At 61.6% G+C, this 15,210-nt stretch carries 11 protein-coding genes; 6 read left to right on the top strand and 5 right to left on the bottom strand.

Annotated elements, in window-relative coordinates:
- Positions 1 to 68: 68 nt before the first annotated feature.
- The 4 genes from rplJ to L1K66_RS00685 form a co-directional block, all read right to left on the bottom strand.
- A complete protein-coding gene (gene rplJ, locus L1K66_RS00700; RefSeq protein WP_034955613.1) occupies positions 69 to 584 on the bottom strand; it encodes a 50S ribosomal protein L10 in 516 nt (171 codons plus the stop codon).
- A 298-nt stretch (positions 585 to 882) separates the two neighbouring features.
- Positions 883 to 1,128, bottom strand: a complete 246-nt coding sequence (locus L1K66_RS00695; protein WP_252259093.1) for a helix-turn-helix domain-containing protein — start codon at positions 1,126 to 1,128, stop codon at positions 883 to 885.
- Positions 1,128 to 1,655, bottom strand: coding sequence for a DUF2975 domain-containing protein (locus tag L1K66_RS00690; RefSeq protein ID WP_252259092.1), 528 nt, complete (start codon positions 1,653 to 1,655; stop codon positions 1,128 to 1,130). The genes L1K66_RS00695 and L1K66_RS00690 overlap by 1 nt, the downstream gene beginning before the upstream one ends.
- A gap of 32 nt (positions 1,656 to 1,687) precedes the next feature.
- Positions 1,688 to 1,828 carry a hypothetical protein gene (locus L1K66_RS00685; RefSeq protein ID WP_252259090.1) on the bottom strand — a complete coding sequence of 47 codons (141 nt, stop codon included), beginning with the start codon at positions 1,826 to 1,828 and terminating at the stop codon, positions 1,688 to 1,690.
- Positions 1,829 to 2,302: 474 nt separating this feature from the next.
- Here L1K66_RS00685 and rpoB point away from each other — a divergent pair, with 474 nt between their 5' ends.
- From rpoB to gltX, 5 genes are all read left to right on the top strand, one after another.
- Positions 2,303 to 6,496 carry a DNA-directed RNA polymerase subunit beta gene (rpoB, locus tag L1K66_RS00680; RefSeq protein ID WP_252259088.1) on the top strand — a complete coding sequence of 1,398 codons (4,194 nt, stop codon included), beginning with the start codon at positions 2,303 to 2,305 and terminating at the stop codon, positions 6,494 to 6,496.
- A 76-nt stretch (positions 6,497 to 6,572) separates the two neighbouring features.
- On the top strand, positions 6,573 to 10,844 hold the full coding sequence (rpoC, locus tag L1K66_RS00675; RefSeq protein WP_252259086.1) for a DNA-directed RNA polymerase subunit beta': 4,272 nt from the start codon (positions 6,573 to 6,575) through the stop codon (positions 10,842 to 10,844).
- 110 nt (positions 10,845 to 10,954) lie between these two features.
- Positions 10,955 to 11,428 (top strand): hypothetical protein, encoded by a 474-nt coding sequence (locus tag L1K66_RS00670; protein WP_252259084.1) that lies wholly within the window; start codon positions 10,955 to 10,957, stop codon positions 11,426 to 11,428.
- Positions 11,429 to 11,510: 82 nt separating this feature from the next.
- Positions 11,511 to 11,948, top strand: coding sequence for a DNA-directed RNA polymerase subunit beta' (locus tag L1K66_RS00665; protein ID WP_252259082.1), 438 nt, complete (start codon positions 11,511 to 11,513; stop codon positions 11,946 to 11,948).
- A 42-nt stretch (positions 11,949 to 11,990) separates the two neighbouring features.
- Positions 11,991 to 13,322 carry a glutamate--tRNA ligase gene (gltX, locus tag L1K66_RS00660; protein ID WP_252259080.1) on the top strand — a complete coding sequence of 444 codons (1,332 nt, stop codon included), beginning with the start codon at positions 11,991 to 11,993 and terminating at the stop codon, positions 13,320 to 13,322.
- Here the strand turns inward: gltX and pyk are convergent.
- Entirely contained in the window at positions 13,319 to 14,806 is a 1,488-nt protein-coding gene (gene pyk / locus L1K66_RS00655; protein ID WP_252259079.1) for a pyruvate kinase, read from the bottom strand. The genes gltX and pyk overlap by 4 nt on opposite strands.
- 63 nt (positions 14,807 to 14,869) lie before the next feature.
- Here pyk and L1K66_RS00650 point away from each other — a divergent pair, with 63 nt between their 5' ends.
- Entirely contained in the window at positions 14,870 to 15,187 is a 318-nt protein-coding gene (locus L1K66_RS00650; protein ID WP_034955598.1) for a DUF1244 domain-containing protein, read from the top strand.
- Positions 15,188 to 15,210 lie beyond the last annotated feature (23 nt).

Raw genomic sequence — 15,210 nt, 5'->3', positions numbered from 1 at the left:
CTCCAATTATGTGGCGGGGCGGGTTTGGTGCCCCATGATGTTTCGTGTCTGTGCTAAGAAAGCGTCTCTCAGGCCGCGTCCTTGGCGCCATAGGCACCAAACACACGAGCGAGCTTGGCGGCGGGCGCGTTGACGACCTGTGCAACCTTGGTTGCCGGGGCGTTGACGAGACCAACCAGCTTTGCGCGCAGTTCGTCGAGCGACGGCATCGAGGCGAGTGCCTTGACCCCGGCTTCGTCGAGCACCTGCGTGCCCATCGAGCCACCGACGATTTCCAGCTTGTCGTTCGTCTTGGCGAAATCGACAGCAGCCTTGGCAGCCGCAACCGGGTCTTCCGACCAGGCCAGCGCGGTCGGGCCGTTGAGGAATTCCTCGAGCCCGACGTAATCGGTGTCCTTCAGGGCGAGCTTGGCGAGACGGTTCTTCGCAACCTTGTAGGAAGCACCAGCTTCGCGCATCTTCGTGCGCAGTTCGGTGGACTGTGCCACCGTCATGCCGAGGTTGCGGGTGACAACCACCACGCTGACCTCGTTGAAGACCGCATTGAGCTGGGCAACCGCGTCGGCTTTTTGCGAACGATCCATGCCATACTCCTTCACTTATGGTCGTGAGCAAATGGCTCCGCGCACGACCGGCTCATGTCTAACGGTGCCGTTCATCGACACCGAAAAGTCCAACGATGGGGAAGGAGGGTGAGCCAAAAGGCTCGTGGGCAGCACAAAGTGGTGCCGCGTGAATCTCTTTTCCCCGTCTAGGCTGGAAATTAAGAAGGCCCGATTGCCTTCACCAACTGTCTCGGACGGATGAAGGGCGAATACAAAGAGACCCGCCTTTCGGGGGCGGGCCTCTAAGCATTTGCGGGGTTGTGTCAAGCAAAACCGATCAGGCGTCTGTCTCGTTCGATCCGCCCTGGTAGGCGAGAAGATCTCCCGGCTGGCAGTCCAGTTCGCGGCAGATCGCGGCGAGGGTGGAAAACCGGATCGCCTTGGCTTTGCCGGTTTTGAGGATCGAGAGGTTGGCGAGGGTCAGGCCCACCCGCTCTGCCAGTTCGGTTAGGGTCATGCGGCGTTCGTGCAGCAGGTCGTCAAGTTTGACCATGATTGTTGCTCCTTCGTCTTCAGCTGGCATCACACGGTCCCTTCGAGATCTTCGCGCATTGCAGCGCCGTGCTTGAATACGCGGGCGAGGACGAAGAGTGTCAGGACGAGGATGATCCCGCCAAAATCGACGCCGCCCTCCACTGTGCCCGGCGCTTCCTTGGCCAGTTTGGCGATGTAGACGCCAAGTCCGGCCACGGGCAGTGCCAGAACGTTGATCGCCAGCGCGATCCAGGCCATCACAGTCAGCCTGACGGCGTTTTGCGGGATGAACGGATCGCCCTTTCCTACGCTCTGGACGATGCGGAGCATGTCGAGGAAAAAGCGGAAGCCCATCGCAAGCAGGCCTGCGACACCGGCGAGCAAAAGAGCGATCAGCCAATAGGCGTGCTGGGGCAGTTCGGCGGCGTTGATGTCAGCGCCAAGCTCAGCGCCGAATATCAGCGTGGCAGGAATGCCGAGTACGACGAAAAATCCGGCAAACGCGATTATGCCGAGCATGAAATAGATGACCCCTTTGGCTGCGATCAGCAGCGGGTCATTGAGTGCTTTGGTCATTGCATGGTCCTCGGTTTGGGAAGGTGGGTCGTTCAGGCCAGCTCAGTTGCCATGCTCGCTACCGGCACGGTCTGCGCCGATGCGGGAGGAACCGCGACAATCGCGCTGATGGAGCCGAGGGCGAGGATAATGGCTGCAACAGCTGCCATTGATTGTGAAGCGATGCGGGTCATATCGTTCTCCTTAAAGTGACATATCGAATTTCAATAATCACTATCTAGGCGCGTCTGGGTTTATCGTCAATCAATAAATATTGAAAAACGATAATACCCTGATCGAAAAGCAATATTTCCGCTCTTATCGCTTATCAATAAGGCGGTGGAGGGCGTCTTCCGCGCTGCGGTTGTTGGCGATTCGAATCGCCAGACACCTGTTGACGCAGGGGCGGCGTATTCCTACATGGCCGTCACACGCCAGCTTCGAGCCGGACTGATTCATGCGCGGGGATCAGTCCAAGAATGGAAGCGGCGCTTTGCCATATTCGCGACGAAAAAAGCTGCAGCCACGGTGGCCTGAGAGGGTGCGCCATGGAATGCGGCTTCTTTGCGTCGGATAGGCTTTCCGTCTCGCGTGACGAAACGAGTTCAAAACTGCGAGCGGGGCCGGACGTGCTTCGTGAGCACAGGCAAAAGAGGCAATACTCCTCCATGGCAACCAAAGCGAAACCGGTCCGCAGCCGCAAGGCGCAGGGCACCGCGAAAAAGCGCATCCGCAAGATCTTTGGCGACATTCACGAAGTCGTCCAGATGCCGAACCTGATCGAGGTTCAGCGCGAAAGCTATGAGCAGTTTCTGCGTTCGGACAAGGCGACGGGCTATGTCTCCGGCCTCGAAAAGACGCTGCGCAGCGTTTTCCCGATCCGCGACTTCGCCGGCACCGCCGAGCTCGATTTCGTGCACTACGAACTCGAAGATCCCAAGTACGACACCACCGAGTGCCGTCAGCGCGGCATCACCTATGCTGCCCCGATGAAGGTCACTCTGCGCCTGATCGTGTTCGAGGTGGATCAGGAGACCGAAACCCGTTCCGTGCTCGATATCAAGGAGCAGGACGTTTACATGGGCGACATGCCGCTCATGACCGAGAACGGCACCTTCATCATCAACGGCACCGAGCGCGTGATCGTGTCGCAGATGCACCGTTCGCCCGGCGTGCTGTTCGACCATGACCGCGGCAAGACCCACTCTTCGGGCAAGCTGCTGTTCGCCGCCCGCGTGATCCCGTACCGCGGTTCGTGGCTGGATTTCGAATTCGACGCCAAGGACATCGTCAACGTCCGCATCGACCGCAAGCGCAAGCTGCCGGTCACCGCGCTGCTTTATGCGCTGGGCCTCGATAGCGAAGCGATCCTGCACTATTTCTATGACACCGTGACCTGGCAGCGCGCCAAGGACGGCTGGAAGATCCCGTTCACTCCGGAAGTTTGGCGCAATCAGAAGCCGGCCTTCGCGCTGGTGGATGCCTCGACCGGCGAGGAAGTCTTCCCGGCTGGCCAGAAGATCAGCCCGCGCGCCGCGAACAAGGCGGCGAAGGATGGTCTCACCGAGCTGCTGCTGCCGACCGAGGAAGTCGTCAGCCGCTATGCCGCCTATGACATGATCGATGAATCGACCGGCCGAATTTACATCGAAGCCGGCGACGAAGTGACGCTTGAGCACATCGAGACTTTCGACAAGGCAGGGATCGACCGGGTAGAACTGCTCGACATCGACGAAATCAATACCGGCCCGTGGATCCGCAACACGCTGAAGGCTGACAAGGCCGAGAACCGCGACGAAGGTCTGGAAGCGATCTACAAGGTCATGCGTCCGGGCGAACCGCCGACGAAGGAAACCGCAGACGCGCTGTTCGAAGGCCTGTTCTTCGACGGTGAGCGTTACGACCTTTCCGCCGTGGGCCGCGTTAAGCTGAACATGCGTCTGGGCCTCGACGCCGAAGACACGGTGACGACGCTGCGCAAGGAAGACATCCTTGCCGTGGTCAAGGAACTGGTCGGTCTCAAGGACGGCAAGGGCGAAGTCGACGACATCGACAATCTCGGCAACCGCCGCGTGCGTTCTGTCGGCGAGCTGCTGGAAAACCAGTACCGCGTCGGCCTGCTGCGCATGGAGCGCGCGGTCAAGGAACGCATGAGCAGCGTCGACGTGTCGACCGTCATGCCTAACGACCTTATCAACGCGAAACCGGCTGTGGCCGCGGTGCGCGAATTCTTCGGCTCTTCGCAGCTGTCGCAGTTCATGGACCAGACCAACCCGCTGTCCGAAGTCACTCACAAGCGCCGCGTTTCGGCGCTTGGCCCGGGCGGCCTCACGCGTGAGCGCGCCGGCTTTGAAGTCCGCGACGTTCACCCGACGCACTATGGCCGTATCTGCCCGATTGAAACGCCGGAAGGCCCGAACATCGGCCTGATCAACTCGCTGGCTTCGTTCAGCCGGGTGAACAAGTACGGCTTCATTGAAACCCCCTACCGCAAGGTGGTGGACGGCAAGGTGACGAGCGAGGTGATCTACCTCTCCGCCATGGAGGAGCAGAAGCACACCGTCGCGCAGGCATCGGCCGAACTGAATGAAGACGGCAGCTTCGTCGAAGAACTGGTTTCGGCGCGTCACAATGGCGACAACCTGATGGCTCCGAACGAGCAGATCACGCTGATGGACGTGTCGCCCAAGCAGCTCGTTTCGGTCGCGGCATCGCTGATCCCGTTCCTCGAAAACGATGACGCCAACCGCGCTCTGATGGGCTCGAACATGCAGCGCCAGGCGGTGCCGCTTGTGAAGGCAGAGGCTCCGTGGGTCGGCACCGGCATGGAAGAAACCGTGGCGCGCGATTCCGGCGCTGCGATTGCGGCCAAGCGCGGCGGCATCGTCGACCAGGTCGACGCGACCCGTATCGTGATCCGCGCAATCGGCGATGTCGAAGCCGGCCAGTCGGGCGTGGACATCTACACTCTGCAGAAGTTCCAGCGTTCGAACCAGAACACCTGCATCAACCAGCGTCCGCTGGTGAAGGTGGGCGACGTTATCGAACAAGGCGACATCATCGCCGACGGCCCGTCGACCGATCTGGGCGAGCTGGCGCTGGGCAAGAACAGCCTCGTCGCGTTCATGCCATGGAACGGTTACAACTATGAAGACTCGATCCTGATCAGCGAACGCATCGTGAAGGACGACGTGTTCACCTCGATCCACATCGAGGAATTCGAAGTCATGGCCCGCGACACCAAGCTTGGGCCGGAAGACATCACCCGCGACATCCCGAACGTCGGCGAGGAAGCTCTGCGCAACCTCGACGAAGCGGGCATCGTTTACATCGGTGCGGAAGTGCACCCCGGCGACATTCTGGTCGGCAAGATCACGCCGAAGGGTGAAAGCCCAATGACGCCGGAAGAGAAACTGCTGCGCGCGATCTTCGGCGAAAAGGCTTCGGACGTTCGCGACACCTCGCTGCGTCTGCCGCCGGGCGTTGCCGGTACGGTTGTCGAGGTGCGCGTCTTTAACCGCCACGGTATCGAGATCGATGACCGTACGCGTGCGATCCAGAACGAGGAAATCGAGCGTCTGCGCAAGGACGCGGCGGATGAACGCAACATCCTCAACCGTGCGACCTACAACCGCCTGAAGGACATGCTGCTCGGCCAGACCGCGTCGGCTGCGCCCAAGGGTGTGAAGAAGGGTATCGAGATCAGCGAGCAGGTGCTTGAGGATGTCGAGCGGCACGAATGGTTCAAGTTCGCCGTGGCCGACGATTCCCGCCAGGCACAGCTTGAAGCGATCAAGGCGCAGTACGACGAAGCCGCCAAGCTGATCAGCGACAAGTTCGAGGATCGCAAGGAAAAGCTCGAGCGCGGTGACGAACTCGCTCCGGGCGTGCTCAAGATGGTCAAGGTCTTCGTCGCGGTGAAGCGCAAGCTGCAGCCGGGCGACAAGATGGCCGGCCGTCACGGGAACAAGGGTGTGATTTCGCGCATCCTGCCGATCGAGGACATGCCGTTCCTCGAAGACGGCACTCCGGTTGACCTCGTGCTGAACCCGCTAGGCGTGCCTTCGCGTATGAACGTCGGGCAGATCTTCGAAACCCACCTCGGTTTCGCGGCTCGCGGCCTTGGCATGGACATCGCGCAGAAGCTTGAGGAATGGCGCGCCGCCAATCCGAACGCTGCCGAAGACTACGCCGATACCAAGCCACCCGAAGCTGTGATTGAGCGGCTGAAGGACGTCTATGGCGAGCAGTATTTCGATGATCTCGAAAGCCGCTCGACCGCGCAGATCGTGGAACTCGCCACCAATCTGAGCGCGGGCGTGCCGATGGGCACTCCGGTGTTCGACGGTGCGCGCGAAGCAGATGTGACCGATTATCTGGTGAAGGCTGGCATCGACAGCTCGGGCCAGTCGGTGCTGTTCGATGGCCGCACGGGCGAGGCGTTCGACCGCCGCGTTACCGTGGGCATCATCTACATGCTCAAGCTGCACCACCTTGTCGACGACAAGATCCACGCCCGTTCGATCGGCCCGTACTCGCTCGTCACCCAGCAGCCGCTGGGCGGCAAGGCGCAGTTCGGCGGACAGCGTTTCGGCGAAATGGAGGTCTGGGCACTGCAGGCATACGGCGCCGCCTACACCCTGCAGGAAATGCTCACCGTCAAGTCGGACGACGTGGTTGGCCGTACCAAGGTGTACGAAGCCATCGTCAAGGGCGACGACACCTTCGAAGCCGGCATTCCGGAGAGCTTCAACGTTCTCGTCAAGGAAATGCGCTCGCTGGGCATGAACGTCGAACTCAAGTCGCTGTCGGACGGCGATGATGAGGAAGACGGCGATCAGTGGCCGGAGGCAGCGGAATAACACGGCGGCGGGTGCCTGAAACAACGGCACCCCCGCTATCCGCTCCAGAGTTTTCATCCCTCAAGGGAACACAGTCATGAACGAACTGACCAAATTCACCAACCAGCTGGCCAAGCCGGAAACCTTTGACCAGATCCAGATCGGCATTGCCTCGCCTGAGCGTATCCGCAGCTGGTCCTTCGGCGAGATCAAGAAGCCGGAAACGATCAACTACCGCACGTTCAAGCCTGAGCGTGACGGCCTGTTCTGCGCGCGCATCTTCGGTCCGGTGAAGGACTACGAATGCCTTTGCGGCAAGTACAAGCGCATGAAGTACAAGGGCGTCGTCTGCGAAAAGTGCGGCGTCGAAGTGACCGTGACCAAGGTGCGCCGCGAGCGCATGGGCCACATCGAACTGGCCGCGCCGGTCGCGCATATCTGGTACCTCAAGTCGCTGCCCTCGCGCATCGGCCTGCTGCTCGACATGCAGCTCAAGCAGCTTGAGCGCATCCTCTACTTCGAAAGCTACGTCGTGATCGAGCCGGGCCTGACCCCGCTTGAGAAGTACCAGTTGCTGACCGAAGACGAACTGCTCGAAGCGCAGGACGAGTATGGCGAAGATGCCTTCTCCGCCGACATCGGCGCCGAAGCCGTTCGCACCATGCTGATGGATCTCGATCTCGAGCAGGAGCGCGACGATCTGATGGAAGAGCTCGCGACCACCAAGTCCGCGCTCAAGCCCAAGAAGATCATCAAGCGCCTGAAGGTCGTCGAAAGCTTCATCGAATCCGGCAACCGTCCGGAATGGATGATCCTCGAAGTGATCCCGGTGATCCCGCCCGAACTGCGCCCGCTGGTGCCGCTGGACGGTGGCCGCTTCGCAACCTCGGACCTCAACGACCTTTATCGTCGCGTGATCAACCGCAACAACCGTTTGAAGCGTCTGATCGAGCTGCGCGCGCCGGACATCATCGTCCGCAACGAAAAGCGCATGCTGCAGGAAGCCGTTGACGCGCTGTTCGACAACGGCCGCCGTGGCCGCGTCATCACCGGCGCGAACAAGCGTCCGCTCAAGTCGCTGTCCGACATGCTCAAGGGCAAGCAGGGCCGCTTCCGCCAGAACCTTCTGGGTAAGCGCGTCGACTATTCGGGCCGTTCGGTCATCGTGACCGGCCCCGAACTCAAGCTGCACCAGTGCGGCCTTCCGAAGAAGATGGCGCTCGAACTGTTCAAGCCGTTCATCTACGCCCGTCTCGATGCCAAGGGTCTGTCGATGACCCTCAAGCAGGCGAAGAAGTGGGTGGAGAAAGAGCGCAAGGAAGTCTGGGACATCCTTGACGAAGTGATCCGCGAACACCCGGTTCTGCTGAACCGTGCGCCGACGCTGCACCGTCTGGGCATCCAGGCGTTCGAACCCGTGCTGATCGAAGGCAAGGCGATCCAACTGCACCCGCTCGTCTGCTCGGCCTTCAACGCCGACTTCGACGGTGACCAGATGGCGGTCCACGTGCCGCTTTCGCTGGAAGCCCAGCTCGAAGCGCGCGTGCTGATGATGTCGACCAACAACATCCTCTCGCCCGCCAACGGCAAGCCGATCATCGTGCCTTCGCAGGACATGGTTCTGGGGATCTACTACCTCTCGATGGAGCGGCAGGAAAAGACCCCCGAATTCCTCGAGAACGAAGACGGGAGCAAGGTCGAGAAGCTGCCGCGCTTTGCCGATATGGCCGAAGTGCACCAGGCGCTCGAAACCAAGGCGGTCACGCTGCACACCAAGATCATCGCCCGCGTCCCGCAGGCCGATGAAGACGGCAATGTGGTGATGAAGCGCTTTGTCACGACCCCGGGCCGCATGCTGATCGGTGAATGTCTGCCGAAGAACCACAAGGTTCCCTTCGACATCATCAACCGTCTGCTGACCAAGCGCGAAATCGGCGACGTGATCGACCAAGTTTACCGTCACACCGGCCAGAAGGACACGGTGCTGTTCGCTGACGCAATCATGAGTCTCGGCTTCCGCCACGCGTTCAAGGCGGGCATTTCCTTCGGCAAGGACGACATGATCATCCCCGATGCCAAGGAAAAGCTGGTCGAGGACACCAAGTCGCTGGTTGCCGATTACGAGCAGCAGTACCAGGACGGCCTGATCACCCAGCAGGAAAAGTACAACAAGGTGATCGACGCCTGGTCGAAGTGCGGTGACCTTGTCGCCGACGCGATGATGGAGCGCATCAAGGCAACGCCGATCGATGCCGACGGCAAGGAAGCACCGATCAACTCGATCTACATGATGAGCCATTCGGGTGCGCGTGGTTCGCCGGCGCAGATGAAGCAGCTTGCCGGTATGCGCGGCCTCATGGCCAAGCCGTCGGGCGAGATCATCGAAACCCCGATCATCTCGAACTTCAAGGAAGGTCTGACCGTTCTTGAATACTTCAACTCAACCCACGGCGCTCGTAAGGGCCTGGCCGACACCGCACTCAAGACGGCAAACTCGGGTTACCTGACCCGCCGTCTGGTCGACGTGTCGCAGGACTGCGTCATCGTCGAAGACGACTGCAAGACCGAAAACGCGCTGGAAATGCGTGCGATCGTGCAGGGCGGTTCGGTTATCGCCTCGCTGGGCGAGCGCATCCTTGGCCGCACCGTTGCCGAAGACATCATCAACGCCGCTACCGGCGAAGTGATTGTCCCCGCAGGCACGCTGGTAGACGAAGCGATGGTGAAGGACATCGAGGCGGCTGAAGTTCAGTCGGCCAAGATCCGTTCGCCGCTGGTCTGCGAAGCCGAACAGGGCGTTTGCGCGACCTGCTACGGCCGTGACCTTGCTCGCGGTACCCCGGTCAACATCGGTGAAGCTGTCGGCGTTATCGCCGCGCAGTCGATCGGTGAGCCCGGCACCCAGCTGACGATGCGTACCTTCCACATCGGCGGCGCGGCGCAGCTGAACGAAACTTCGCACCTTGAGGCGATTTCGGAAGGCCGCCTCGAATATCGCGACATGCCGACCATCACCGACAAGAAGGGCCGCATCCTTTCGCTGGCCCGTAACGGTGAGCTGGCTGTGATCGACGCCGAAGGGCGCGAGCGTGAAATGCACAAGGTGCCCTATGGTACCGTGCTGCATTTCAAGGACGGTGCGAAGATTTCGGTTGGCGATCGTCTGGCCGAATGGGATCCGTTCACCTTGCCGATCATCACCGAGCAGTCGGGTGTGGTGAAGTATCAGGATTTGATCGAGGGCTCGACGCTCGAAGAGCAGACTGATGACGCCACCGGCATCGCTCAGCGTGTCGTGACCGAGAACCGGGCCACCGGCCGCAAGAAGAAGGAAGAGCTGCGTCCGCGTCTCACCCTTCTGGGCGAAGGCCTGACCGAAGACGAAACCGAGGCACAGCGTTACATGCTGGCTCCGGGCACCACGCTTTCGGTCGAGGATGGTCAGCAGGTCGAGGCCGGTGACATTCTGGCCCGTGCTTCGCGTGAAGCCGCCAAGACCCGCGACATCACCGGCGGTCTGCCGCGTGTTGCCGAGCTGTTCGAAGCGCGCATGCCGAAGGACGTGTCGATCATCGCCAAGATTTCGGGCAAGATCGAATTCGTTCGCGAATACAAGGCGAAGCGCAAGATCGCGATCATTCCCGAGGAGGGCGATCCCGTCGAGTACCTGATCCCCAAGACCAAGGTGATCGACGTGCAGGAAGGCGACTATGTGAAGAAGGGTGACACCCTGATTTCCGGTTCGCCCAACCCGCACGACATCCTCGAAGTTCTGGGTGTCGAGGCGCTGGCCGAATATCTCGTCAACGAGATTCAGGAAGTGTACCGACTGCAGGGCGTGAAGATCAACGACAAGCACATCGAGGTGATCGTTCGCCAGATGCTGCAGAAGGTCGAGATCACCGATGGCGGCGACACCACGCTGCTTCCGGGCGAGCAGGTCGATCTGGCCGAGATGCTCGAGGTGAATGCCAAGTTGGCAAAGGGCAAGGAGCCTGCACAAGGCAACCCGATCCTGCTCGGCATCACCAAGGCATCGCTGCAGACCCGCAGCTTCATCTCGGCGGCATCGTTCCAGGAAACGACCCGCGTGCTCACCCAGGCTTCGGTCGAGGGCAAGAAGGACACGCTGATCGGTCTGAAGGAAAACGTGATCGTCGGTCGCCTGATCCCGGCTGGCACGGGTGCGGGCATGAACCGCCTGCGCGTCACCGCCAACAGCCGCGACGCCGCTCTCAAGGCTGCGTGGAAGAAGCAGCAGGATGCGCTCGCCGCTTCGGGTGCGACCGAGGTCGAACCCGCTGCCGATCCCGTTTCCAGCGAGGAAGCGATGAAGGCCGCCATGGGCGGAGGCGAAGCGAGCGAATAAGCCCGCTTCGGCAACGAAAATCGAAAGGCCCCGGCGGATCGCTTCGCCGGGGCCTTTTGCTTTTGGCCTGCGTCTCGCCTAATCTTGCGACCTGTAAAGAGGAGGTGCCCGTGCGACTGATCCTTGCTCTCTTGCCCGTCCCACTTTTGCTGGTCGCCTGCTATCAGGCCGAACCGCTGGCCGGGAACGTCCCGGACCCGGATTCCCTGCCTGATCCGGTCCCCGCCGCGTTGACCGGTGAATACCGCGTCGCAGCGATTGACGGTGAGGAAGTCGGAGGCGGTATCGGAATCGCGCTGAGCGTGACAGACGGAATGATGTGGTTTGACCCGCGCTGCGCCGGTTTCAGCTGGACTTACACCTATGCCGATGGCGTTCTTACAACAGATCGCCCGGAAAAGCCTCGCAGCGGTGAGGGCCCCTTTGTAGCTCGGCCGATGCGACCGACCTGCCGCATCGCGGTGCATCCGGAACAGCAACGGCTCGCAACCGCGCTCGATGCGGTGACGAATGCCTGGAAGACTCCCTCCAACGGGGTGGAATTGAACGGGGGCGGGCACAGCGTCACGCTCTTTTCGCAATAGCGCGAGTCGATAATAGCTATTGCGAAGCATTCGCAATTAAGTCATGTTCCTCCTGTTGTCACAGCAAGCCAGCAGGAGTCGCATGCCCCAAAGCCAACGAACCGCCGCCGCAAAGGCCACCATTGCGCGTCTTGCCGAACCGCCGAGAATGGCGAACCTCAACCCGATTGCCGCGCGTTTTCTCCATTCGCTGCGGCTGATCGCGCACTATCAGCAGGCCCGGCGCGATCCTGTCGCGGAACTTGCAGCCCGGCTGGGCAGTATTGATGTCGCGGCCAAATCGCTCGCCCTCAGTCAGTCGATCTGCGCAGCCTGGCCTGAGAACATCAGCGTTTCGCGCTTCTGCTGCGGTTTGCTCAGCCATGATGAAGCCTCCATCGGCGCGCTGGTCGAAGCCGGCACGGCTCGTGACCGCACGCGTTTCGAAGCGGAAATTGCGGGACTTGTGCGGCCTGATCGGCTTGAGCGGCTGTGGGATGCGACGCAGGACCTCGTCATGGCGGAACTGCGCGCCTGCTGAACCGCTTGCCGGGGCGCTGGGCAAGTTCTAACGGCAGCGCCTATGAACTCGAAAACCACCCGTTTCGCTCCTTCGCCCACGGGCCGGCTGCACGTCGGCAATATCCGCACCGCGCTGCACAACTGGATGCTCGCCCGCAAATCCGGCGGTTCCTTCATCCTGCGCATTGACGACACCGATGCCGCACGCAGCAAGGAGGAGTATGTCGAGGCGATCCGTGCGGACCTTGCATGGCTGGGGATCGAGGCTGATCGCGAAGAACGGCAATCAGAACGGCTCGACGCCTATGAAGCCGCGTTCCAGCGTTTGCGCGAGGCGGGCCGCATCTATCCGGCTTATGAGACGCAGCAGGAACTTGAGCTCAAGCGCAAGGTGCAGCTGGGGCGCGGCCTGCCGCCGATCTATGATCGCGGAGCCTTGAACCTCACCGAAGAGCAGCGCGCTGCCAAGGAAGCCGAAGGGATCGCCCCGCACTGGCGTTTCAAGCTCGACCATGACGAAAAGATCGCATGGGAAGACGGGGTGCGCGGCCATCAGAAATTCGACCCGGCGCAACTCTCAGACCCGGTGATCCGCCGCGCCGACGGTTCATGGCTGTATATGCTGCCCAGCACGGTCGATGATGTCGACATGGGCGTGACGCAGGTGCTGCGCGGCGAAGATCACGTGTCGAACACGGCGGTGCAGATCCAGATGTTCACCGCCATGGGCGCGGCGCCGCCCGCCTTCGCCCACGAGGCCTTGCTGGTGGGCAAGGAAGGCAAGCTGTCAAAGCGGCTCGGGTCGCTGGGCTGCGATGCGTTTCGCGAACGCGGGATCGAACCCGAAGCGATCATTGCGCTGCTGGCCCGCCTCGGCACCTCGCTTCCCGTCGAACCGATTGCCGATAGGGAAGACCTGCTGGAGACTTTCGACCTCTCCACCTTTGGCCGCGCCCCTGCAAAATTCGACGATGCCGAACTGGAGCGGGTCAACACCGCGATAGTCCATGCCATGCCATACGACGCGGTGAAGCACCGCCTGCCCGCAGGGATGGACGAAGCCGGATGGCACGCCGTGCAGCCGAACATCTCCACCATTGGCGAAGTCGGCGAATGGTGGCGGCTTGTCACCGGCCCGATCGAGCAGCCCGAATTCTCGGATGAAGACCGCGCCTATCTGGCGCAGGCGGCCGAGGCGCTGGCCTGGGGCGATGATCCGTGGGGCGCGCTGACTACCGCGCTGAAGGACAGCACCGGCCGTAAGGGCAAGGCGCTGTTCCTGCCGCTGCGGCAAGCGCTGACGGGCATGAACCAAGGCCCCGACATGGGTGAGCTTCTGCCGCTGATCGGCGAAAGCGAAGCGCTGGCGAGGTTGGAGCGGGCGAGAGGTTAATCCCCGCGCTTCTCCAACTCATCGCCCTTCAGCGTCACCACGTGCAGCAGATTGGTCGCGCCCGGCGTGCCGAAGGGAACACCGGCCAGCACGATCTGCTTTGATCCGGCCTCGCCAAATCCGTGGCGAAGCGCCATGCGTTTGCCCTTGGCGATCATCTCTTCGAAGCTGCCGATATCCTTTGTCGCCACGGCATGCGCTCCCCACAAGAGCGCCACGCGGCGGGCGGTTCGCATCGACGGGGTGAGCACCAGCATCGGCGTTGCGGGTCGTTCGCGTGCCACGCGGCGCGCGGTCGAGCCGCTGGCGGTGAAGACCGTGATCGCGCTGATCGGCACGGTGTCGGCGATGGTCATGCAGGCATGGCTGAGCGCGTCGGCGGTGGTGGCATCGGGCGTCGTGTCGAGCAACCGGATGCGTTCCTTGTAACCCTCGTCGCGTTCCACCTGCGCGGTGATCCTGTGCATCATGGCAACCGATTCTTCGGGCCAGTCACCCGCCGCGCTTTCGGCGGAAAGCATCACCGCGTCCGCCCCGTCGTAAACCGCGTTGGCGACGTCGGAGACTTCGGCGCGGGTCGGGATCGGGCTTTCGATCATGCTTTCGAGCATTTGCGTCGCCACGATCACCGGTTTGCCCGCGCGCCTTGCCGCACCCACGATGCGCTTTTGCAGCGGCGGGACTTCCTGCGGTTCAAGCTCCACGCCCAGATCGCCGCGCGCGACCATGATTCCGTCGGCGAGTTCGATGATCTCGTCCAGACGGCGCAGCGCCTGCGGCTTCTCGATCTTGGCGCAAAGCGCCGGAGTCTGCCCGCGGGTGGCGTGCGAAGCGATCAGCTTGCGCGCCTCGGCCAGATCCTCGGGCCGCTGGACGAAGCTGAGCGCGATCCAGTCGGCCTCGTGTTCGACGGCAAAGGCGAGGTCCTTGCGGTCTTTTTCGGTAAGCGCAGGGATCGGCACTTCGGCATCGGGAACGTTCACGCCCTTGCGGTCCGAAATCACCCCGCCGACTTCGGCGGTGCAGAAGATGCGGTGATTGTCGGCTTCCTTCACCACCAGCTTGATCTTGCCATCATTGATCAACAGGCGCTGCCCGCGCTCCATGATGCCGAACAGTTCGGGGTGGGGCAGGCATACGCGGCTGTCGTCGCCGGGGGCGGGATCGCGGTCCAGCGTGAAATGGCCCGAATGCCGGATCACCGCCTTGCCGCCGACAAATTCGCCCACGCGCAGTTTCGGCCCCTGCAAGTCGGCGAGAATGGCGATCGGACGCGCGAATTCCTTTTCCATCGCACGGATCGCTTCGATCGATTTCTGGTGATCGGCGTGGCTGCCGTGGCTCATATTGACGCGAAACGCGTCCGCGCCTGCGCGGAAAAGCTTGCGCAGCATTTCGGGCGAGCGGCTGGCCGGGCCGATCGTCGCGAGAATTTTCACCTTGCGACCGCGCGGGTCGATCCTGGTATTGTCACTTTTCGCCATGGTGTTCCTGATCCCGTTTGCGCTGCTATGGCACAGCATGTTTGCAACTCAAGGAAAAGCCTGATGACTGACCACAATGATCCGCTGGATACGCTTGATGATCAATATGCAGCCGCCGCTTTTCGTCGGCTGGTGCGGCATTTGCGCCATCGCCACGATGCCCAGAACATCGAATTGATGGGTCTGGCCGGGTTCTGCCGCAATTGCCTTGCCGACTGGATCCGCGATGCAGGATACGAAGGTGACAAGGCGCAGGCGCGCGAATTGATCCACGGAATGCCGATGGAGGAATGGAAAGCCACGCGGCAATTGCCCGCGACCGAGGAACAGATCGCGGCGATGGAAAAAAGCCTGACCCGCAACAAACCGGACCTGCGCTGAACGCGCACCCACTTGTGGATTGC

It is taken from the genome of Erythrobacter aurantius, from assembly GCF_023823125.1.
Lineage (GTDB): Bacteria > Pseudomonadota > Alphaproteobacteria > Sphingomonadales > Sphingomonadaceae > Erythrobacter > Erythrobacter aurantius.
This window is presented reverse-complemented; position numbering and strand designations above follow the sequence as displayed.